The sequence below is a fragment of the Hymenobacter sedentarius genome (genome assembly GCF_001507645.1).
Lineage (GTDB): Bacteria > Bacteroidota > Bacteroidia > Cytophagales > Hymenobacteraceae > Hymenobacter > Hymenobacter sedentarius.
This window is the reverse complement of the sequence record NZ_CP013909.1, coordinates 2,401,840-2,423,513: the sequence shown is the minus strand read 5'-3', so window position 1 is coordinate 2,423,513 and position 21,674 is coordinate 2,401,840. Positions and strand designations below refer to the sequence as shown.

Here is a 21,674-nt window from a genome sequence, read left to right as displayed (position 1 = left end):
CCCGCCGGGGCTACCTTTATCGGCATATTTCGAAATATTTTAATTTTTCTGAATGTTCCTTTCTACTTCGCCGCGCTACTCCCGCTTGGCCCTGCTTGGCCTGCTCACTTTTGCTTCCTTTACAGCCCGGGCCCAAACCGACGCGGTGCGGCGCTGGCAGCACCTGGACTTAAAGGCCGATGGGGTACCCGGCATCAGCGCCGACCGGGCGTACCGGGAGCTGCTCGCCGGCCGCAAGCGCACGCCGGTGCTGGTGGCGGTCCTGGACTCGGGCATCGACTCCACTCACCAGGACCTGAAGCCCATTCTGTGGCGCAAGCCCACCGAAGTACCCGGCAACGGCGTGGACGAGGACAAGAACGGGTACGTGGACGACGTGCGCGGCTGGAACTTCCTGGGCGGCAAAGACGGGCAGAACATCGCGGTGGAGACCCTGGAGCAAACCCGGATTTATGCCCAGTACCGGGCGCAGTTTGAGGGCAAGAAGCGCAAGGCGCTGGCGCCCGCCGACCAGGCGCTGTTTGATGTGTACGAGTTGGCCAAGGCTGCTTACCAGAAGGACCTGGCTCATGAAAAAGAGCAGCTGACGAAGCTAACGGAAGCTTTTGCCAGCAACACGGCTTCGTTTGGGCGCATGAAGCAGGCGCTGAACGCGGCCGTGCTCGATACGGCCCTGCTGCGGCAGGCGGCGCAGTCCCGGCCCGATGTGCCGAGTGCGGGTTCGCTGCTGGCGTTTCTGCGGCGCAATGGCTACGGCAGCACCGACGAGGCACTCAAGAGCCTGAACGAGGCCGTGACCCACTCGCGCGACCGGGTAGAGAAAAGCCTCAATGCGGAGTACAACCCGCGCCCCCTGGTGGGCGACGATGTGGCCAACCTAAGCGAAACCGGCTACGGCAATCCGGATTCGCAGGGGCCGGATGCCACGCACGGCACGCACTGCGCGGGCATCATTGCCGGGGTGCGCGGCAACCAGCTCGGCGCCGACGGCGTGGCCGAAGCGGTGCGCATCATGAGCGTGCGTTCGACTCCTAGCGGCGACGAGCGCGACAAGGACGTGGCCAACGCCATTCGCTACGCCGTGGACAACGGCGCCCAAATCATCAGCATGAGCTTTGGCAAGGACTTCTCGCCCGACAAGGCAGCCGTGGACGCGGCCATGCAGTACGCCGACCAGAAAGGCGTGCTGCTGGTGCACGCCGCTGGCAACAGCAGCCGCGATACCGACACGGGGCGGAACTTCCCCTCGGCGCGCTACCTCAGCGGACAGGACATCCCGAACCAGATTTCGGTGGGCGCCAGCAGCCGGCTCAACACGCCGGCGCTGGCCGCCGAGTTTTCCAACTACGGCAAGCAAACGGTGGACGTGTTTGCGCCCGGGGTCGACATTTATTCCTCTACGCCGGGCAATACCTACTCCACGTTCAGCGGCACGAGCATGGCGGCCCCGGTGGTGGCGGGCGTGGCGGCGGTGCTCAAGTCGCTCTACCCGCAGCTCACGCCGCAGCAGCTCAAGCAGATTATCCTGCAATCGGCGGTGCCCTACCACACAAAGGTGAACAAACCAGGCACCAAGAAGCTGGTGGATTTCGCGTCGCTGTCGAAAACCGGCGGCATCGTGAACCTCTACGAGGCCGTGAAGCTGGCCGACCAGCAACTGGCGGTGAAGTAAGCAACCGGGCCGGTGGGCGCCGGGGCGAAGGGCTTTGCCGTTCCTTCGCGCCAAGGCCCACCGGCCCAACTGGGCTAGCTGCGCCGGGGCCGCAGGGCCAGGTAGTCGAGGTAGTACAGCACCTTCACCGACACGTTGTTGTTGTGCGGCGTGTTGAGGGTATTGCTCAGGTTATCGAAGTACAAGGCCGTGGCCTCGTTGGCTTCCAGGAAAGCGGCGCTGGCGTTTTTCCACACCACGCTCACCTGCGAGCCGGGCGCAAACCACCAGGAGTACACCGCGTCGATGTTGAAGGCGTTGAAGGTGTTGTCGCGGTTGCGCTGGTAGTCCACTGGGGTTTCCAGGCCGTCGGGGTGCAGGCGCGAGAAGGCGCGGTAGTGCACGTTGCTCACGTAGTGCCGCGCCCGCACGTTGAACGACATGCGGTTGGTAAACGTGAAGGTGGCCGTGCCGGTGTTGGTCACGGTTCTCACGTTGCGGCGCCCCATGAGCACGTCTTGGCCAAAGGCTCTCTGCAGCGGTACATCCAGGGGCTGGCGGCCGTCGAGGCCGCCGGCGTACCCCATCTGGTTGCGGCGCAGTTCGTATCCTACACTATACACGAAGCTGAGCTGGTTGCTCACTCGGAAGCGGGGGCTCAGGCTCAGGGCCACGGTGTTGCGGCCGGTGCGGTCGCCGTCGACCACAAACAAGCGGGCGCCGTAGCTGATATCATAGGCAAATTTCTTGCGATAGTCCGACGACAAAAAGCCGTTGAGGCCAAAATTACCCGGCTTGCTCAGGTAGTACCGGCCCAGGGGATAAGTACGCGGGTCGAAGTAGTCGCGCGTTTGCGGCTGGGCATCCAGGTTGATGCCGGTGGTCAAGAAGCTTTTAGTGAAGGTGGTGTTGCCCCCCAGGTACAGGCCCACGTTCTGGTAGCGGGTGGGCGTTTGCAGCAGCGAGTAGCTGATGCTGCCAAAGGTGCGCAAGTTGTTTACCTTCCAGAAAGGCTTGTAGATGTTATAGTTGGCGTTGATGGATTGCTCGATGCTGTTGTTGCTGAACAGCAAGCCCAGGTCGTTGGGATTGTAGGTGCTCGACTCGATGCCCTGGTCGACGCTCCACGTGAAGTTGCCGCTGATTTTGCCGAAGTTCAGGTAGTACTTGTAGCCATCCTGGTCCGAGATGTTCCGGTCGGAGAGAAAGGCCTTGCCGCGGCGGTGGGAGTACACCACTCGCCCGTTCAGGGCGTAGCGGTTGGCCTTGTTGGCGAAGCGAAACAGGCCGCCGGTCACGTTGGCGTCGTAGGTCTGGCCGGCGCGCGTCACGTTGGTGTTGATGAGCGAAACGTAGGAATTGTTCTTCAGGCTCTGGTCGAGCACCACGATGTTGTAGTTGGTGAACGGCTGGGTCAGCACGTCGCGCCGGGCGCCGGTGGTGCTGTCCTGCACGGTGGCGTACACATCGTTGCTCAGGGCATTGAACACCCCGATGCCCAGCCCCTTGCTGGTGCGGCCCGACACTTTGGTGGCGTTCAGCAGGCGCGTGATGCCGGGGTTTTGCACCACAAACTCGCCCTTGCTCCGGCTGCCATCGGCCTGGCGCGCGCCGGTGTGCAGCTGGCTTTCTACCTGCCCAAAGCCGATGGGCGTGGCCCCCACCCGCCGCGAGTAGAACAAGCCGCCTTTGTTGAACAGCTCGGTGCCTTCGGTGAAAAAGCCCCGGTTCTCGTTGTATTGCACTTCAAAGGGCGAGAGGTTGAGCACCTGGTTGTCGCTCTGCACCTGCCCAAAGTCGGGCACCAGCGTGGCGTCGAGCGTGAAGCTTTCGTTGATGCCCCACTTGATGTCGGCCCCGCCGTTGAAGCTGGTGGTGGCGTTTTTCTTGCCCTGCTCGTTGAAGGGGTAGTGGTTGACGTAGGCCGACACGTAGGGCGTGAGCGAGAGGCGCAGCGGCGGCTTGAGGTCGCGCAGGCCCGTGAGCTCGCCCCACTGGTTCACGAAGCCCGACACCTGGGGCTTCACCTCGTTCCAGAAAAACTTCTGCCGGGTGCTACGCCGCTGCCGCGCAAAATTGATGCCCCACACCTGATCTTTGGCCTTGCTGAAGCGAATGGCCGAGTACGGGATGCGTATTTCGGCCACCCAGTCGGTGCCCTGCAGGGAGGTGCGCGAGTCCCACACGGCGTTCCAGTTGCCGTCTTCGCCGTTGGCCGGTGAATACCGCGCATCCACTTGCACCCCGCCCGAAGTAAGAATGAACTGGTACCCGTTGAGGTGGTCGTTATAAGTATCGATGAGCACGCCAAACCAGTCGGAATTGCCGATGTTGTCGCGGGCGCTGAGCTCCCGCAGGATGGAGTCCTGCGAGATGTCGTGCATGATGGTGCCCACGTAAATGGCGGCATCGTCGTAGAGCACACGCACTTCGGTCGGGTGCGTTTCGAGGGCGCCGGGCTTGGGCTCCAGCTCATAAAACTGTGTGGCCACGGGGGCCGACTGCCACACGGCGTCGTCGAGCACGCCGTCGAGCCTGGGCGGCGTCGTGATGCGGACGGCCTGCAGCTGGCGCTTAGGGGCGGGCTTGGCCGCATCGGCCGCCGCCGACGGCACGGCCGGGGCTTGTTGCCCTTGGGCCACGCTCACAAAAATCCCGAACCAACAACCCAGTAAAAAACGAACCATAAAATGTAGCCTCCCGATAATAGCCTTGGCGTAGGCCAATAGATGGGCACAAAGTTCCAACGGTTGCTTTGGGGAGCCTAATTTTTGAAGATAATAAGCTGAACCGTACCGCAAAAAAGCCGGCCCTCCGCTAAGGAGAACCGGCTTTTGCAGCCTGAGCTGGTTTTAATTAATCAAGCGAAACGTTTATGTTGAAATTCTGCCCCGGGCCTTCGTGGCCCACCAGCTTGCGGTACTTGGCGGCCAGCTCTTCCGATTGGCGCTTGCCATTCACCGTCAGCCCCGAGTCGTTGAGCTGGAGCTGAAAGCTCTTGTCATTCTGGCCTATCAGGCCGTCTTTGCGGAGCTCGTCGCGCAGCGTGCGCGTGTCGACGCTGGGCGCGCGCGGTGGCGGCGGCGGAGCCGGCACCTCCGACATGCTGGGTGCCGGAGGGGCTGGGGGGGCCGGAGGGGCCAACGCGCCGCTGGCCGGACGGGGCGGGCGCGGCGGCTTCGGGGGCCGCGGCGGGGGCGGCATGTCGTTGACGTCGCCGCTCCGGCCCATGAGAATGGAGCTGTTGGCCATGACTTTGTGGCCGCTGGCTTTTTCGTACAGCTTGCGGTACTTGTCCAGCACAGGCTTGGGCTGCACTTTGTCGTCGATGCGCAGCTCGTTGTTTTTGAACTCAACCTGAAAATTGTAGCGGTTCTTGATGAGGCCGTCTTTCAGCAGCTCGTTCACTATGGCCTCTTCGGCGCCATTGCGGCGCTCGTCCTGGGTTTCCCGAATGCGCTCCCGAATCTCCTCTTTGCGAGCCTGCACTTCCTCTTGGCGGGCCTGCACTTCTTCCTGGCGGGCGCGCACCTCGTCTTGCCGGGCGCGCAGTTCCGCGTTGCGTTCCTGCCGGTCTTCATCGCTCAGCACGAACACCTCGCCGCGGCCCGCGCCCGGCACCACCGTCGCGCCGTTGGAGCGCATCGAGCGCGGGGAGCTGTCGAGGCGCTTGAGCTGGCTTTGCACATCTTTTAGGCGGGCATCGATGCGCTTGCGCTGTTCCGCAGACAGGTTTTTCACGCTGCTGGCTTCGCGCAGGGCCCGTTCGGCGGCGCGCAGGGCGCTGCGGGTCTCGGTCACATTGGGGCCCGGGCCCGCCATGGCCGCACCGGGCGACTGCAGCCGGTACGTTCTATCCAGCTGCGCCAATTGGCGGTACGTGCCCGGCGCGGCCGGCGAAAGCCGGCGCAGCTCGTTGAGCCCGCCCGGGGTGATTTCGCGGTAAACCCGGGGCAGGGCTTCCGGCGCAGGCATGGGCGCGGGCATGGCATACACCCGCGGCAAGGTGCGCATGTACGTCGTTACGCCCCCACCGCTGCCGCCCCGGTACACAAAGGCCTCCGCCCGTGGAGCATAGCTGGGGTCTACCTGAATGACCTCATACTGCCCGTCGTCGCCCTTTTTGTCCTTGATTTTAATCTTGCGCTTGCCTTTTCCGTTGTCGGTGTCCACGTGTTGGCCGTTCACCACCAGGTCCGTTACGCGGCCCTTTTTGTCTTTGGTGATAACCACCGTGCCGGGAGTGCCGGGGAAGGCGGGCGGCGCCATGTTGCGGCGGTCTACGAGAACGCGCCGGCTGTCGCGCAGCCGGGCCAGCCGGCGCCGGGCGGCGCGGCCCCGCAAGAGGAGCGTATCCTGCGCCGGCACCAGGGTCTCGGCCTCAGGCGTAGCGGTTGCTGCTGTCAAGGTGCGCGTTTCGTCGCCGGTCGTGGCGCCATCGGTAGCTGCTCGCCCACTGGCTGTGGCCGTACCTGCGGCCGCCTTGGGGGCATCACCGGCTCGGGTGGCCGCCGGGACCTGCGCCGGACCGCCGCCCTGCCAGTTGAAGGCCGCGAGCTTGCCAGGAGCTAAGACCGGCTGCGCAAAGGGGCCGGCAAAGGCCACGCTGCTGCCCAGCAGCCCCAGGCCGCCCAGCACCAGGGCACCGGCCAGAATGCCTTCCGCCATGGTAGGAGCCGCGGGGCGGCGCTGCACCAAGCGGCGCACGCGGCGCAACAAAGCCCCCCGCTTGCCGATAGCGGCCAGCGCCAGCCGCGGCGTGGCGGGCACCACGGCGCTTTGGCTCCACTCGGCGAGGGCCGTGAGGGCGCGGGCAAGGCGCAGGGAGTCGCCGCCACATAGGGCCGTGGCGGTGTCGTCGCAGCAGTTTTCGCGTTCGGTGCGCACGCAGTTGGCCACAAACCACACCGCCGGATGGTAAAAGAACAGCACTTCGGCCACCGTTTGCAGCAGGTTCACGAGATAATCGCGGCGTAGCACGTGGGCCAGCTCATGGGCCAAAATAGCCTCCAGGCTGGCCGGCGAAAGGCCCGCCACCACGCCCAACGGTAGCAAAATTACGGGCCGCAAATGGCCCACCACCACCGGCACCTGCACCAGGGCCGATTCCAGCAGGGCCACGGGCCGGCGGACGCCGCTCCGTTGAGCCAAAGCCGCCAGCCGCTGCTGCCACATGGGGTTGAGGGGCCGCACGCGGTAGCGCCGCAGCCGCTGCACATACAGCAGGCCGCCGAGCATGCGCAGGCTCATGGCCAGCAGGCCGAGCAGCCACAGCAGCACCAGCAGCGGCAAGTGGTTGTCGAAATACCGCAGGCCCGTGGTGAGCCAGCCGGGAGCCGCCGGCCGCCCCTCGGAGGCTACGCTGGAAACTAGCGTAGCGGTCGGGGCTGCCGCTTGCGGCTCGTCGCCGGCCACCGCTACACGAGTTGCTGCTTTGGCAACATGCACATCGGCCGATGCCAGGGCTACCGGCAACCGCTTCTCGTCGGGGGCGGCTTTCACGGTTTTGAAGGAGCCCGTGGGTAGAATTGCGTCTGTGCTAGCTCCCGAGTTAAAATACAACCCAAACGTGATGCCGGCCAGGGCCACCACCACGCCCAGCGCCCCGGCCGAAGCCACGTAGCGCACCTCGGCGCGCTGGCGCCGCAGCAGCAACAAGGCCCCGGCCAATACGGCCGCCACCAGCGCCCCCTGCCACAGCGAGTGCAGCAACGTCCAACCCAGGGCCCGCGTCAGCGCGGGCGAAACGAAGTTATCAAGCGTGCTCATCGTCGTCGGCAGTTGAGGTGGAGTTTTGGATTTCGATGTCGTTGAGCAGGCGGCGGATTTGCGCCAGCTCGTCGGCCGAGGTCTGGCGGCTGCCCAGGGCCTGCATCACCAGCTTCAGGGCCGAGCCGCCGAAGGTGGCGTCCACGAACTTGTCGAGGAGTAGGCCTTGGGTTTCCTGCTCGCGCACGGCGGCCCGGTACACGTGGCTACGGTCGGCATCGTCGCGCCGCACAAGGCCTTTGTCCAGCATCAGCTGCAGAATCTTGAGCGTGGTGGTGTATCCCACCTCCGCTTGCCGGCGCTGGCTCAGGTTGTCGTTGATGGCCCGCACGGTGGCGGGCCCGTGCTGCCAGAGCACGTGTAGGATTTCCAATTCGGAGTCCGTAGGTTTGGGGGGCGGGGCTTTGCTCATGCTGGGGAAACGTGAGGTTACTACGAATTATTTCGTAGAATAAAGCAAAGGTGTTACGAAATCCTTCGTAGTTGCAAGGCATATCTACGAAATTATTCGTACAAAGTCCCAAGTATCATTTATTGGGCTGATTTTCAGCTCAATATTTTTCATCCAAACTTTCGGGGTTTGCTTTTTCTCCTGTTTTTCTAAACAGCGAGGCTGCGCTTGCGCCGCCGCGCCAGCGTCACGCGGGCCCGGTGGCAGATGCCGCCCAGCGGCGGGTTAAACTTGCTGACGTTGATTTTCACCTTCCGCACGTGGGGCAGTTCGGCCATGATACGGTCGAGCACCCGGTGGGCTACGTGCTCCAGCAGCCGCGCCGGCGCGAGCATCTCCTCGGCCACGAGGCGGTAGAGGACCTCGTAGTTCACGGTCTGCTGCAGCTTGTCGGAGGCGCCGGCCGCCAGCAGGTCGGTGCTGATGTACAGGTCCACGCCGTACTTGTTTCCAATTTTCTGCTCCTCGTCGTAGTAGCCGTGGAACGCGAAAAACTCCATGCCTTCAAGTGCGATTTGGCCCATGCTGTTTTCTTCGATACTGATGTGTGATGTGCTGACCGATGCTTGCGCGGTAGCGAGGGCAAAGGTCGTCGCATAAAAAGAAAGCCTACCAATGCGGTAGGCTTTCCCAAGAATCGGCTTTAAAACCGCAGGCTAGATTTCGTCAAAAAATGACTTCTCCGCTACCGCGGCTTCCACTGGAGCTGGGGTTGCGGCAGCCTTTTCCATGCCCGGGTGCATTGGGGGCGTGGGCTGGGGTATTTCGGGGCGGTCGGGGCCCACCGGACGAATTTCGGGCTGCGTGGGCTCTACGTTGGGAGCGCCTGGGTGCGGCACCCGGGCGGGGCCGGGCGGGTCGATATGGGGCGCGGGCGCGATGCCGGGGTTTTCGGCCGGCGCGCCGGGGCGCTCAATATCGGGATGGGGCGGTGAGTTGGGGTCGGGCTGCTGGCCGGGCTTGGGGTTGTAGGCCTGGGGCTGCGCGGCCTCTGCTTTGGGCTGAGATGCGGCAGCCGAGGCAGCCGGCTGCGAAGCAGGGCGGCCGGCATCGAAGGAAGCCGGCGCGGCGGCCACGGCAGCAGCAGGCGACATGGCGGAGGAAGTAGTAACCTGCATGGGGGTAGTGGGCTCGGGGGTGGGTTCGGTGCCCGGTTCTTTCGGGCGCTCTACCTGTACGCGGGCCGCGCGCGAAAGGATGGCCGCCGCGCTGCCCTTGGGCCGGTTGCGGGCCTTCTCTACCTTCTCCAAGGCATCGGAGGCCAGGTTGTGCAGGTCGCGCACCAGGCCGTCGAGCTGCTGCTCCAGGCGCTGGCACTCCTGGCCCAGGCCCGTTACTTCGCGCTGCATATCGGCCACGGTTTTGTCGGCCTGCTGGTAGGCTTCGTCCACGATGCTGCGGGCGCGCAGGCGGGCGTCGTTCAGGAGGTGCTCGGCTTGCAGCTGGGCTTCGCGGATGCGCAAATCGGCGTCGCGCTGGGCTTGCTCGGTGATGCTGTTGCCGGTGTCTTCGGCCGTTTTGAGGGTACGGTAGAGGCTGCTTTCCACTTCGCGCATCTTCTGCACGTCCTGCTGCGCGTGCTCGAGCTTGAGGCGCAGCTCGCGGTTTTCGTCGCCCAGCCGCTCCCACTGCTGCGAAATCGTGTTCAGAAATGCTTGCACCTCGTCTTTATCAACCCCACGGAAGGATTTTTCAAACGTTTTCTGGCGGATATCGAGGGCGGTTATCTTCATAGAAGCGGTTAGCTTTTAGCCGGTGGCTATTAGCTGTTTGGATTAATAAACTAAAGGTAATTCAGGCGAAAGCAGCTACCGCCAACAGCTAAAAGCTAGCGGCTTGCACCTCCCATACGGCTAAGCTGCGGTCGTCGCTACACGAAACTAGCCGGTTTTCGGCGCCCAGCCAAACCAGCCGGTTCACGGAAGTACCGTGCCCGGCCGAGCGGGCCCGGTCGAGCACCCGCAGCAGAATCATGCTGGCCGCGTCCCAGAGCTTAATGCTCTTATCGAGGCTGCAGGAGGCCATATACCGGCCATCGGGGCTAAAAGCCAGGTGGTTGATGGTGTACATGTGGGCCGGCACAGTGCCGGCCAGGGCGTAGTCGTCGGCCACGTTCCAGGTGCGGATTTGGGCATCGCGGCCGGCCGTGAGCAGGCGCGCGCCATCCGGAGAATAAGCGACCGAAAAAACCGAATTCGTGCTTTCGCCCAGGGTAAACTTGGTTTCCAGCGAATCCAGGTCCAGAATGCGGGTGAGGGCGTCGGAGCTGCCCACGGCCAACTCGCCGCGCTCTTCGTGCAGGGCGAGGGTGCGCAGGCTTTTGTCGGCGAGGCGCAGGAGTTTTACCAGCCGGAAATCGGGCACCGTCAGCACGGCCAGCGTGCCGTCGCCCAGGCCCACGTACAGCCGCTGCCGGCTCTCAGAAAATACTATTTCGAAGATGGCCACCGGCGGCAGGGCCGTGGCGTGGGCCAGCTGCCGTTGGGCTAAATCGATGGCCTGAATGCCCTGGAAATTGTGCCCCAGCACCAGCAGATTGGCCGCTGGCAAGTGGCGTAGAGCATACACCGAGTTTTGAACGCGGGCCAGCAGTTCGCCGTCGTGGGCCGGGTTGGCGGCGTCCCAGCCCACCACCATGCCATCGGCGCTGCCCGAATACACGGTACCGCCCGAGCCCCCGGTGAGGGCGTACACCGCGTCGCGGTGGCCGGCCAGGGTGGCAATTTTCGTAACGGTGGGGCGGAATAGTTCGGACATACGGGCGCCGCAAAGGTAGCTTCGGCCTAATTTGTAAGCAGTCAATGCTCCGTATCGCGGCGCTTTCGCTCCGGGCGCCCGGCGCTGGCTGCCCAGTACCATTCCCCACGCATGCCGCTTCACTCCTTTCAGCGCCTCTCCCCTACCGCGGTGCTGGGCCTTTGGCAACTAACCGAAACCCCGACCGAGCTTTGGCTCAACTTGCCGCAGCCCGCCTCCTACCGGCCCCTATTACCCGCCACCGCCAATGCCACCCGCCTGGCCCAGTGGCTGGCCGGCCGGGTACTGGCCCACCGCCTCATTGCGGAGCTGGAAATGGAGCCGCCCCCCGACCTGGTGGTGCACAACGACGCTACCGGCCGCCCCTGGCTAGCCGGCGACGCCCGCGATTTAAATCTGTCCCTGTCGCATTCCGGCGCGTGGGTGGCGGCGGTGCTGGCCCGTGGCGGCCGCGCCGGCGTGGATGTAGAAATGGTGCGCGACAAAGCCCAGCGGCTGGCCAGCAAGTTTTTGAACGCCGAAGAGTGGGCCGATGCCCAGGCCACCACCCTAGCCGCACCAGATACGGCCAGCACCCACTACACCCTGCTCTGGAGCGCCAAGGAGACGCTGTACAAGCTGGCGGCCCAGCGCGGCATCATTTTCAAAACGCAGCTGCTGCTCAGTTCTTTTGCCCCGCAGGAATCCGGCGAAATCCCGGCTACGTTGGTATTGCCCGACGCCAATACGCGGCACTGCATTTGCTATTCTCAGCCGTCGCCCGGCTACGTTCTTACGTATTGCCACCAACCGGCTCTGTAGCCCCCGGCGCTTCCTCCCGTATGCCTTACCTTGCCGCCATGTCCTTTCGCCGAATCTCCATTCTCGCCGCCGTGGCCCTGCTTGCCATCACCCTGGCCGTGAGCACCGCCCGCGCCCAAACCGGCAGCCCCATCGCCGACTTCACCCTCAAAACCGCCTCCAACGCCGACGTGGCCCTGAAAAGCTATGCCGGCAACAAAGCCGTGGTGGTGGTATTTCTGAACCCCGCCTGCGCCTTCTCGCGCCTCTACCAGGAGCGGCTGGCCTCGCTCAGCAGCAGCTACCGGGCCAAGGGCGTGGAGTTTTTGTTTATCAACGTACCCATCAATCTCGACGCCCCCGGCACCGCCGCCCCCGGCGAAGTGGAGCTACCCACGCTCACCGACCCCAGCCTGCAAGTGAGCAACCTCCTCGGCGTAACCAAAACCGCCGAAGCCGTGGTACTGGAGCCCAACTCGGGTGGCTTCATCGTCCGCTACCGCGGCGCCATCGACGACAACCCACAGGTAGCCAGCAATGTGCAGCAGCACTACCTCAAGCAAGTGCTCGACAACGTGCTGGCTGGCCGTCCCGCCGGCGTGGCCGAACGGCGCGCCGCCGGCTGCTTGATTAAGCGGTAATTCCGGAACCTCACCCCCGGCCCCTCTCCAAAAGAGAGGGGAGCCACGGCGTGAAGAAATTAACAAAAAGCCCTAGCTCAATTGAGCTGGGGCTTTTTGATTTAAAGTTGAGCTAACCCATGTGCCGTGGCTCCTCTCTCTATTGGAGAGGGGCCGGGGGTGAGGTTCCGGTTACTCCAGAATACTTAGCAGCACCGCCACCTCCGCGGCTTTCATGGGTTCCTGGAGCTTCTCGAAGCTCATTTGCAGGTTGCGCAGGGCGCGGCGCACGATGTCCAGATTTGAGCAGGGCTCGAAGAACATGGGGTTGGAGGAGATGTTGAGCTGGCTTACGTAGTGCTCGATGTCGGTGCGCGAGAGCACCAGGCCGCGGTTGTAGCAGTTGATGTAAAACGGCTCGGCGCCCGGCAGCTCGGGGCGGAAGGTGAGCACAAACAGGTTGGGCAGGTTTACGCCGAAAACCGGCAGGTGCAGACGCTGGGCTACCAACAGGTAAATCACGCAGAGCGTGAGCGGGTTGCCGCGCTTGGTTTCAATCACGCGCTGCAGCATGGAGTTGGCCGGCGAGTGGAAATGCTGGGTGTTGGCTGCGAACTTGTGCACCCGAAACATGACGTAGTTCAGGGTCTGAACCTGGTCGGCGGGGTGCATTTCGGGGCGCAGGGCCGTCCACACCTCGAAGCGAAGTTGCTCGATGGCCCGGTTTAGGGCCTGCAGGTCGGCATCGGGATACTGGTACGTGTTCAGCAGCCACATGCCCTCGAGCAGGTCGGTGGCGCCGGCTTCGCGCCACACGCGCAAGCGCTGCTGCAAGCCCTCAAACTGCAGGTGGTGAATCAAATCCTCCAGGCGCTGCTGCTGTTGGCCGTCGAGGGTTTCCTCCCACGACTCCTCCAGAAAGGGAATGATGCTTTCCCCCAGGTTCTGGATTTTGTCCTGGATTTGCGGCGCCACTTCCGGGTCGTCGAGCAGCGAGATAAGGGCTTTGATTTCTTTGTTCGTCATCACGGAGGTAGAACGGCCCGGCAAATTTACGTCCGGACATCGTTCAATGCCTATTCGGGCATTTTTTCAACACCCGCTTCAGCGAAACAAGTTCGTTTTGGCCAGCTCCAGCAGCTCCCCGCCGCGCCCGTCTATCAGGGCCTTCACGGCGTACAGGCTAAAGCCGGCCACCTGCTTGCGGTCGATGCTGGGCGGCATGCTCAGCTCCTGCCGTTTGACTACGGCATCAACCAGCACGGGGCCGTCGTGGGCCAGGGCCTCGCGCAGCACGCCCTCCAGCTGCCCGGGGTCGCTCACGCGGAAGCCGCGCAGGCCGGCGGCTTCGGCCACGGCGCCAAAGTCGGGGTTATCGAGCTCGGTGCCGTATTCCAGAATGCCAGCTGCCTTCATTTCCAGCTCCACAAAGCTCAGGGCCGAGTTGTTGAACACAATGAGCTTGACCGGGACTTTGTGCTGGCGGATGGTCAGCAGTTCGCTCAGCAGCATGGCCACGCCACCGTCGCCGCACATTGCCACCACCTGCCGGCTGGGCTGGGCCAGCGCCGCCCCGTAGGCCTGCGATACCGCGTTGGCCATGCTGCCGTGCACAAACGAGCCAATGAGGCGACGCTGGCCGTTCATGTGCAGGTAGCGGGCGGCCCAGATGGTGGGCGTGCCCACGTCGCAGGTGAAAATGGCGTCTTCGCTGGCCAGCTCGTCGAGCAGGCGGGCCACGTGCTGGGGGTGCAGGCTGGTGTCGCCGGGCTCGCCGGTGGCCAGCTCGGCTAGGTGGGCTTCGTCGTCGGCGTGGCGCTGCTGGGCGTCTTCGAGGTGGGCCGCGTCGGTGCGGGGCGCCAGGTGGGGCAGCAGCAGGCGCAGGGTGTCGGCCACAGTACCCACCAGCCCAATTTCGACGCGGGTGCGCCGGCCAATGTGCTCGGGCCGGCTGTCTACCTGCACCACCCGGGCATCGTCGGGGTAAAACTGCCGGTACGGGAAGTCGGTGCCCAGCATCAGCACGGTGTCGGCGTCCAGCAGGGCGTGGTAGCCGGCGGGCATGCCCAGCAAGCCGGTCAGGCCCACGTCGTAGGGGTTGTTGGGCTCCACCCATTCCTTGCCGCGCAGGGCGTGCACCACGGGCGCGTGCAGGGCGGCCGCCGTTTGCAGCAGCTCGGCATGTGCGCCGGCACACCCAATGCCGGCCAGAATGGTGACCTTGTCGCCCGCGTTGAGCAGGGCCGCCGCTTGCCGGATATCTGCCTCTGCCGGCACCAAGGCACTGTTCCGGCCCTGGGTGGGCAGCCGCACTTCGGGCGCGTCGGTTTCGAGGTAGGCCACATCGCCGGGCAGCACCACTACGGCCACGCCGCGCAGCCCAATGGCGGCCGCCACGGCGCTTTCGATGGTGCGCACGGCTTGCTCGGGCACCGAAATTAGCTCGCAGTAATGGCTGCATTCCCGAAACAGCCGCTCCGGGTGCGTTTCCTGAAAGTAGCCGGTCCCGATTTCCACGTTGGGAATCTGGGCGGCCAAGGCCAGCACCGGCACGCGGCTGCGGTGGCAGTCGAACAGGCCGTTGATGAGGTGGGTGTTGCCCGGCCCGCAGGAGCCGGCGCACACGGCCAGGTCGCCGGTAAGGGCGGCTTCGGCGCCGGCCGCGAAGGCCCCGCCTTCCTCGTGCCGCACGGCCACAAACTCGATGCCCTCGCGGGTGCGGATGGCATCGGTGATGCCGTTGAGCGAGTCGCCCACCACGCCAAACACGCGCCGGACGCCAGCGGCTTGCAGGGTATCGACAATGATTTCGGCTACGGATTTCTTAGGCATAGCGAGGGGTGCATCGACGTAGAAAGCTAGTGCTTGCTTACGACGGATGCACCCCAGTGTTCAAGTGGCAGAATAAGCCCTTTCACAAGCCACCTACCACAAGACGAGCATGGCGTCGCGCCGCTCCTCAAATTCGTCTGTACTGATAAGCCGGTACTTCAGCATCTTTTCGAGCTGGTTCATCTTCACGGATAGGTCGTCGGGGGCGCGTGGCGGGGTCGGGGGGAGTTGAGCTGAGCCGGCTTCCGGCAGCACGCAGCCCCAAAGGGGAAACTGGGCGTATTCGCGGTCCTGCGCCTCCCGGTCCTGCACAAACTGACGGAGCTCTAGGCACGCTTTTCTAGGCAGATATGCCATCTGCCGCGTCCGCCGGGCGGTTTTCAACAGCAGCTTTGCTCCCAGCCAGCCTGGCTCAAATCGGGTTTCCAGCACGTCTTTCCACTGGTAATCCTCCAGCTCCAGGCTCAGCCCAAAGTCCCGAACCCAGCAAAAAATAATGCGCCTGTAGGTGAGCACGACGTAATCGGGAGACCCATTAAACAGCAGCCGCTTCTGGGCCGTCACGCACTTCACCTCTTCCCCGATGGTGAGCAGGCAGCCAACTTTGCGCATCAGCTTTTCCACGATTCTAGGGTCATGGTTTTCGTGCAGCAGCTTCGAGAACGCACTCATAAAATCGAGGGAGTAATATAGAACATATAATATTTTGTTCCGTGCAAAAACATCTCACCCAGCCCCTTACCAGCCCAATTGCTGGAAGCCCAGACTAGCTCGCCGATGATTTCCGGCACCGGGTGTACTTTTAGAAATAACACCCCCGAAGTGTTACATAAAAAGAGAAGCGGGCTTCATTGCCTTGGGAGGGGTACAAAGGTGAATTCGGGCTTCACTCCAGACAAAGGCCAATTCTTTCTTTTTATTTGACCTGCAATTTCTACCCTACGCTCTAGTGCCCCACATCTCTCCCCGCCTACACGCCGCCTTGCGCGATGCCGTGGCCGCCCGCTTTGGGCAACCCCTTCGCTACCCCAGCCACTGCGACGCCCTCGAAGCCGAGCTGCAAAAAGCCTCCCACTCTACCGGTCGCCGGCTAAGCCCCAGCACCTTGCGCCGCTTCTTTGGCCTGGTGGAAAAAGAAGGCGGCTACCACCTGCACACCCTCGACACCCTGGCCCGCTACGCCGGCCACGCCGACTTTGCCTCGTTTGGCCAAGCCATCTCGAGCCTGGTAAAGACCACCGACAGCACCGTTCCCGCCCGCCTAGTCGATATCCCGGAACTGCTGGCCCTGGAAAAGCTGGCCCGCCCCGAGCAGTTGTTGTTGGGCTATTTCCTGGGCCGCGTCACGCGGCCGTCGCACCCCCGGGGTCCGGCCGGCCCGCTGGCCCTGCGGCTGGCGGCCCACCCCGCCGGGCAGGAGCTTTTTGTGGAAGCATTCGTGGACCTGGCCCACCTAAACGGGGCCTATGGCGAGGTATTGGAGGAATACCTGCGGCATAAGCACACGCCCGAAGCCCAGCTGTTTGGGCATTGTGCGCTGTTTCTGGGTGAGTTTCTGGCCGAAGACGAAGCGGCGTGGCGGAGGCGCCTGCCCTACCTGCTGGCCCTGCCCGTGCCGGCCGATGTGCACGCGTTTCCGCGGGGCCGGCGGGCCTTTGCCGAAATCGTAAGCGCCTGGTTCGATGCCCCCGACCAACCCGTGGCCCCCGCCCTGCTGGCCCGTGTGCGGCAAGAGGCCGCGGCCGCACCCCGCACCCCCACGCCTTCGCCCCGGCTGCCGGCGTTCTACAATCATTTCCCAGGCGGCTACCACTTCCTCGTGGCCGAGGCGTTGTTCCTCACCGGCCAGTTTGCCCCGCTGCTGGAGTGGCTGGCCTTTACCGAGGCCGAGTTTCCCGAATTGGCTCACCTGGAAGCCAACGTGTATAACGAGCTGCTGCGGGCCTTCCGGGCGGTGGCGGAGTTCCGCACGGGCCGCGCCCCGGCCGGCGCTACCAGCATCCAGTCGCTCTTCCACCTGGAAAGCCACATCTGGCTGCTCGACTACTACCAGGTGCATACCTGGCTCGTGGAGCTGCATCTGGCCGCCGGCCCTGCCGCGCCCGAAGTACCGCAGTTGCTAAAAGAGGTGCGGGAGTTTGCCGAGCTGCATCGCATGCCGTTCTTCGAGCGGGTGGCCCAGGGCATTGTGGCGGGCTGGCACTAACCCGGTGGGGCGCGCTAATTGATTACCGCCCCTAGCTGGCATCATTAGTCACGAGTTACGCTGCGCTAAACTCGCGCTAGTTCGACGCATTTCATTTATGCTATTCCACCTTTTTGAAAAGCGGACACTGGTATTCCCAAGGTTTATCAAAACCTCGCTGCCTCTTAAACCGAGCATCTACCCAGACCGGCACCCAATAAGTGGTATCCGACATAACCGCTCGATAGCGTGCTTCGATTCGCACTTGATATACCGAGTCATTTATTCGCTGGCCTTCCAAGATGCCTTTTCGAATGAAGTAATGCTCGTTGCCTGATTCCAAGACACCGCTGGCACTGGTTACCGCGCAAAGCTTCAGCTTTAGCAGTTCTTGGTCAACATAGCGAAATCGGTTTTCGGGAGGGAGTTGAAACATGATGGTTTCCTGCCATTCGCTATCTATCTCGGTACGCACTAGCCTTCCATCCTTAGTGCGGCGCATCGGTGCATTGAAACTAGAGAAATGAAACAGTAAAGCATTCGGAGTCTGTACCGCAGCAAGACTGTCCTCATCATAGAAAAATGAATTGAACTTATACCCGCAGGGCTTTGCAACAACTTTTCCTGGTACTTCATCAGACACCCGGGCTAAAGCAAACCCTGAATAAAATTGAGCCTCTTCAATTTTGTTGATGGCATCTGGCACCTCATTTATATCTGGGGGTGGGGGCGGCGGAGGCGGTGCCAGTTTGCCCCTTTTCACTTCAGCAACTGACGAATCATTTGAGTGGCAGCCCCACAGACTCATTAACAGTGCACAGATCAAAAAGGGCAATTTCATCACACTTGAATAACCCCCACGTTATACGCCTTCTCAATCGGCGCATGATTCGCGGCAGCAATTCCCTCCGAAATGACTTTCCGCGTTTCCAGCGGGTCAATCACTGCATCGATCCAGAGGCGGGCCGCGGCGTAGTAGGGCGATAATTGCTCCTCGTAGCGGGCTTTGATGCGGTCCAAAAGTTCCTTTTCGGCTTCCGGGGTGATGACTTCGCCTTTGGCTTTGAGGGAAGCCACCTGAATTTGCAGCAGCGTATTGGCGGCCGCGGCGCCGCTCATTACGGCGAGTTGAGCGGTGGGCCAGGCCACGATGAGGCGCGGGTCGTAGGCTTTGCCGCACATGGCGTAGTTGCCGGCGCCGTAGCTGTTGCCCACGATGACCGTGAACTTGGGCACCACCGAATTGGCCATGGCATTCACCATCTTGGCGCCGTCCTTGATGATGCCGCCCTGCTCGGAGGCCGAGCCCACCATGAAGCCCGACACGTCGTGCAGAAACACCAGCGGAATGCGCTTCTGGTTGCAGTTCATGATGAAGCGCGCGGCTTTGTCGGCCGAGTCGGAGTAGATGACGCCGCCCATCTGCATGCCGGTTTTCTTGCTCTTCACGATTTTGCGCTGGTTGGCCACGATGCCCACAGCCCAACCGTCGATGCGCGCCAGCCCGCAGATGAGCGTCTGGCCATACAGGTCCTTGTAGGGCTCAAACTCCGAGTTATCAACCAGGCGGTTGATGATGTCCATCATGTCGTAGGGCTTCACGCGGTCGGATGGCAGCAGGCCGTAGATTTCCTGCTCGTCCTGCGCCGGCTTGGCTGGCTCAACCCGGCTGAAACCGGCCGAAGCCTGGCCGCCCATCTTGTCGAAGATGTTGCGGATGTGCTCCAGGCACTCTTCATCGGTGTCGAACTTGTAGTCGGTCACGCCCGAGATTTCGGAGTGCATGCTGGCACCGCCCAGCGCCTCGTTGTCGATGGTTTCGCCGATGGCGGACTTCACCAGGTAGGAGCCGGCCAGGAACACCGAGCCGGTACCGTTCACTATCATGGCCTCGTCGCTCATGATGGGCAGGTAGGCGCCACCGGCCACGCAGGGGCCCATGATGGCCGAAATTTGCACAATGCCCATGCTGCTCATCACCGCGTTGTTGCGGAAAATGCGGCCGAAGTGCTCCTTATCCGGAAAAATCTCATCCTGCATGGGTAGGTACACCCCGGCCGAGTCTACGAGGTAGATAATCGGCAGCTTGTTTACGATACTGATTTCCTGGGCCCGCAGGTTCTTTTTGGCCGTGATGGGAAACCACGCGCCAGCCTTCACGGTGGCGTCGTTGGCCACCACCACGCACTGCCGGCCGGCTACGTAGCCAATCACCACCACCACGCCGCCGCTGGGGCAACCGCCTTCTTCCTTATACATGCCCTCGCCCGCAAACGCGCCGATTTCGACCGTGGCCGCGCCTTTATCCAGCAAATAATCAATCCGCTCGCGGGCGGTGAGCTTGCCTTTGGCTTTGTGGGCGGCAATGCGCTTTTCGCCGCCGCCGAGGGCTACTTTTTGAAACTTCTGGTGGAGCTTAAAGCTGAGTTGCTTGAGTTGGTCTTCGTTGCGGTTGAACTCGACGTTCATAAATGGAGCGGGTGGGATTTTGGAAGAATGGGCACAAAAAATCCGCCCGAAGGCGGATTTCAAAGGTACGGGCAGGAGCGGGAAGCCCCGCTTCAGCAGCGGCGCGGGGGCACTACTTCATGGGCGCAAGGGCCGGCGTGGTTTCTACCTTTTTCACTTCCGTGGTGGTGGTTCCGTTGGGCTTCTTGGTGGTCTCTACTTTGCTCTTCTCTTTGCCACCGCCAAATACCGAGAAGTGCACGTAACGCTTCGGGTTGGCCTTGAGGTCCACGAGCAGGTCGTTGGAGCTGGCGGCCGTGGCGTTGAGGTTGTTGTAGAGCAGGGTGTCGTTGAGCAGCTTGCCCATCGAGCCTTTTTTGTCGTTCAAGGCGCGGTTCAGGCTAGCCACGGTGGTTTGGGCCTCGGCCATGGTGGCGTTGAGGCGGCGCAGGGCGGGGCCCACGGGCGCGGCCTTCAGCGAGTCGGACAGCTGCGAGAAGTTCACGGCAATGCGGTCGAGCTTGCCCGTGGTCTTGTTCAGCGCCGTGCTCATCTGGGCCAGGTTACGCGTAATCTGGTTGATGTTGCGCTGGTTGTCTACAATCAGCTTTTGCAGCGCCTCGGTGGTGCCGCGGGCGCCCAGCAGGGTCTGCTGAATGTTGGTCTGGGCGTCGCGGTTCAGGAAGCCGTTGATGTGCGAAAGCGTGGCGCCCACCGTATCCAGCACGGGCAGGGCCTTGGCCTGAAACGCGTCGGTAATGCTGGAAGGGGTCACGGTGCGGATTTCCTCGCCGCCGGTATACACCTTCGTGTTTTTCCCCAGCGTCAGGGTAATTCCTTTGGAGCCGAGCAGCGTGCCGCCCAGGCTCGCCGTGGTCGAGTCGCCCACCACGATGTCTTTTTGCAGCTCCAGGGCCACGCGCACGCTATTGTCTTTGTCGGGCTGCAGCTGCATGCTTTTCACCTGCCCCACCTTGATGCCGTTGAGCGCAACCATCGCGCCCACGTTCAGGCCCTCCACCTTGGGATAGGTGGCGTAGTAGGTGTGGTCGGAAGACAAAACGTTGCTGCCGCGCAGAAAATTATAGCCGATAACGAGCGCCGCAATGGCCACAATGGTCAGCAACGCTACTTTTATTTCTTTAGACACGAGAGGGGAGTAATTGGATGGGTGAATGGAGAAAGCAGCGGCCTTGACTTAAACAATGGTACGACACTACGCGAGAGCTGGATTTTACCGCCATAAATGCACGCCGGGGCGCCTTAGTTCAGGAGCCGCCTTCGAGTTCGCGCTTGTATTCGCGGAAGGCCCGATAGATTCCCGCCGCCATATACGACTGATTAGCTTTGTCGTTGAGGTACCGCTCTTCGGAAGGGTTGGTGAGGAAGCCGGATTCGATGAGCACCGAGGGCATGGTCGACTTCCAAAGCACCAGAAAGCCGGCCTGCTTTACGCCGCGGCTGGGCCGGCTCACGCTGGTGCGCAGCTGCCGGTCTACGCGCTGGGCAAAGCGCAGGCTGTTGGTGATGTAGGCCGACTGGAACAGCGAGAACAGAATGTGGCTCTGGGGCGAGCTGGGGTCGAAGCCGTCGTAGCGGGTTTTGTAGTCCTTTTCCTGGAGAATAACCGAGTTTTCGCGTTGGGCCACGCCCAGGTTGGCGGTGGTTTTGTGCAGGCCCATGGTCCACACCTCGGTGCCGTGGCTTTGGCTGGGGCCGGCGTTGCAATGGATGGAGATGAACAGGTCGGCGTGGTTGCGGTTGGCAATGGCAGCACGCTCGTCCAGCTCAATAAACACGTTGGTCTTGCGCGTGTAAATGACCTTCACATCGGGCATGTTTTCCTGAATCTGGCGGCCCAGGGCCAGCACCAGGTTCAGAGCCACGTCGGCCTCCCGGGCCGAGGCGCCCGCGCAGCCGCGGTCTTTGCCGCCGTGGCCCGCGTCGAGCACCACGGTGCGCAGCCGGTAGCGGTAGGGCGCATTGGGAGAATCGGGGGCCGTGCGCGCAGAATCGAGCGCGACGCGGGTCGAATCGGCCGGCGTCTGGGCCTCCGCGTTCCACTCCCCGCTGCCGGCGCCGAGCACCAGCAGGGCGGCACTGGCCAGGATGACAATAATCCGCACGTTGTTCGTTGAAGGGGCGGTAGCGACCTGCTACCTTTGTATAAGCCCCAAAAGT

At 62.7% G+C, this 21,674-nt stretch carries 17 protein-coding genes; 4 read left to right on the top strand and 13 right to left on the bottom strand.

What is annotated here, in order from left to right; translation table 11 throughout:
* Positions 1-52 precede the first annotated feature (52 nt).
* The gene (locus tag AUC43_RS10020) at positions 53-1,672 is read left to right on the top strand and encodes a S8 family serine peptidase (RefSeq protein WP_082685027.1); all 1,620 of its coding nucleotides are present in this window, start codon (positions 53-55) and stop codon (positions 1,670-1,672) included.
* A 74-nt stretch (positions 1,673-1,746) separates the two neighbouring features.
* Here the strand turns inward: AUC43_RS10020 and AUC43_RS10015 are convergent, their stop codons facing one another.
* From AUC43_RS10015 to AUC43_RS09990, 6 genes are all read right to left on the bottom strand, one after another.
* Complete coding sequence (locus AUC43_RS10015; RefSeq protein WP_082685026.1) at positions 1,747-4,338, bottom strand: DUF5916 domain-containing protein; 2,592 nt, start codon at positions 4,336-4,338, stop codon at positions 1,747-1,749.
* A gap of 169 nt (positions 4,339-4,507) precedes the next feature.
* Complete coding sequence (locus AUC43_RS10010; RefSeq protein WP_068192589.1) at positions 4,508-7,420, bottom strand: M56 family metallopeptidase; 2,913 nt, start codon at positions 7,418-7,420, stop codon at positions 4,508-4,510.
* Positions 7,407-7,832 carry a BlaI/MecI/CopY family transcriptional regulator gene (locus tag AUC43_RS10005; RefSeq protein ID WP_068192586.1) on the bottom strand — a complete coding sequence of 142 codons (426 nt, stop codon included), beginning with the start codon at positions 7,830-7,832 and terminating at the stop codon, positions 7,407-7,409. The genes AUC43_RS10010 and AUC43_RS10005 overlap by 14 nt, the downstream gene beginning before the upstream one ends.
* A 188-nt stretch (positions 7,833-8,020) precedes the next feature.
* Entirely contained in the window at positions 8,021-8,395 is a 375-nt protein-coding gene (folB, locus tag AUC43_RS10000; RefSeq protein ID WP_068192583.1) for a dihydroneopterin aldolase, read from the bottom strand.
* Positions 8,396-8,527: 132 nt separating this feature from the next.
* Entirely contained in the window at positions 8,528-9,604 is a 1,077-nt protein-coding gene (locus AUC43_RS09995; RefSeq protein ID WP_068192580.1) for a DivIVA domain-containing protein, read from the bottom strand.
* Positions 9,605-9,692: 88 nt separating this feature from the next.
* A complete protein-coding gene (locus AUC43_RS09990) occupies positions 9,693-10,628 on the bottom strand; it encodes a WD40 repeat domain-containing protein (protein WP_068192578.1) in 936 nt (311 codons plus the stop codon).
* 111 nt (positions 10,629-10,739) lie between these two features.
* Between AUC43_RS09990 and AUC43_RS09985 the strand changes: the two genes are divergently transcribed.
* Entirely contained in the window at positions 10,740-11,429 is a 690-nt protein-coding gene (locus tag AUC43_RS09985; protein WP_082685025.1) for a 4'-phosphopantetheinyl transferase family protein, read from the top strand.
* A 38-nt stretch (positions 11,430-11,467) separates the two neighbouring features.
* Positions 11,468-12,049 carry a redoxin domain-containing protein gene (locus AUC43_RS09980; protein ID WP_068192572.1) on the top strand — a complete coding sequence of 194 codons (582 nt, stop codon included), beginning with the start codon at positions 11,468-11,470 and terminating at the stop codon, positions 12,047-12,049.
* A gap of 171 nt (positions 12,050-12,220) precedes the next feature.
* Here AUC43_RS09980 and AUC43_RS09975 read toward each other — a convergent pair whose 3' ends face one another.
* The 3 genes from AUC43_RS09975 to AUC43_RS09965 form a co-directional block, all read right to left on the bottom strand.
* Positions 12,221-13,054, bottom strand: a complete 834-nt coding sequence (locus AUC43_RS09975; RefSeq protein WP_068192569.1) for a transglutaminase-like domain-containing protein — start codon at positions 13,052-13,054, stop codon at positions 12,221-12,223.
* 78 nt (positions 13,055-13,132) lie between these two features.
* Positions 13,133-14,860, bottom strand: coding sequence for a ubiquinone-dependent pyruvate dehydrogenase (gene poxB, locus AUC43_RS09970; protein WP_068192566.1), 1,728 nt, complete (start codon positions 14,858-14,860; stop codon positions 13,133-13,135).
* Between the two features lie 93 nt (positions 14,861-14,953).
* On the bottom strand, positions 14,954-15,532 hold the full coding sequence (locus AUC43_RS09965; RefSeq protein ID WP_068192562.1) for a PH domain-containing protein: 579 nt from the start codon (positions 15,530-15,532) through the stop codon (positions 14,954-14,956).
* A gap of 277 nt (positions 15,533-15,809) precedes the next feature.
* Between AUC43_RS09965 and AUC43_RS09960 the strand changes: the two genes are divergently transcribed.
* Entirely contained in the window at positions 15,810-17,066 is a 1,257-nt protein-coding gene (locus AUC43_RS09960) for a hypothetical protein (RefSeq protein ID WP_068192560.1), read from the top strand.
* A 100-nt stretch (positions 17,067-17,166) separates the two neighbouring features.
* Here AUC43_RS09960 and AUC43_RS20945 read toward each other — a convergent pair whose 3' ends face one another.
* The 4 genes from AUC43_RS20945 to AUC43_RS09940 form a co-directional block, all read right to left on the bottom strand.
* Positions 17,167-17,886 (bottom strand): hypothetical protein, encoded by a 720-nt coding sequence (locus AUC43_RS20945; protein WP_157781024.1) that lies wholly within the window; start codon positions 17,884-17,886, stop codon positions 17,167-17,169.
* Complete coding sequence (locus AUC43_RS09950) at positions 17,886-19,514, bottom strand: acyl-CoA carboxylase subunit beta (RefSeq protein WP_068192555.1); 1,629 nt, start codon at positions 19,512-19,514, stop codon at positions 17,886-17,888. Before AUC43_RS09950 ends, AUC43_RS20945 begins: the two co-directional genes overlap by 1 nt.
* A 112-nt stretch (positions 19,515-19,626) precedes the next feature.
* On the bottom strand, positions 19,627-20,643 hold the full coding sequence (locus AUC43_RS09945) for an MlaD family protein (RefSeq protein WP_068192552.1): 1,017 nt from the start codon (positions 20,641-20,643) through the stop codon (positions 19,627-19,629).
* A gap of 118 nt (positions 20,644-20,761) precedes the next feature.
* Complete coding sequence (locus tag AUC43_RS09940; RefSeq protein WP_335340917.1) at positions 20,762-21,619, bottom strand: N-acetylmuramoyl-L-alanine amidase family protein; 858 nt, start codon at positions 21,617-21,619, stop codon at positions 20,762-20,764.
* Between the last annotated feature and the right edge of the window lie 55 nt (positions 21,620-21,674).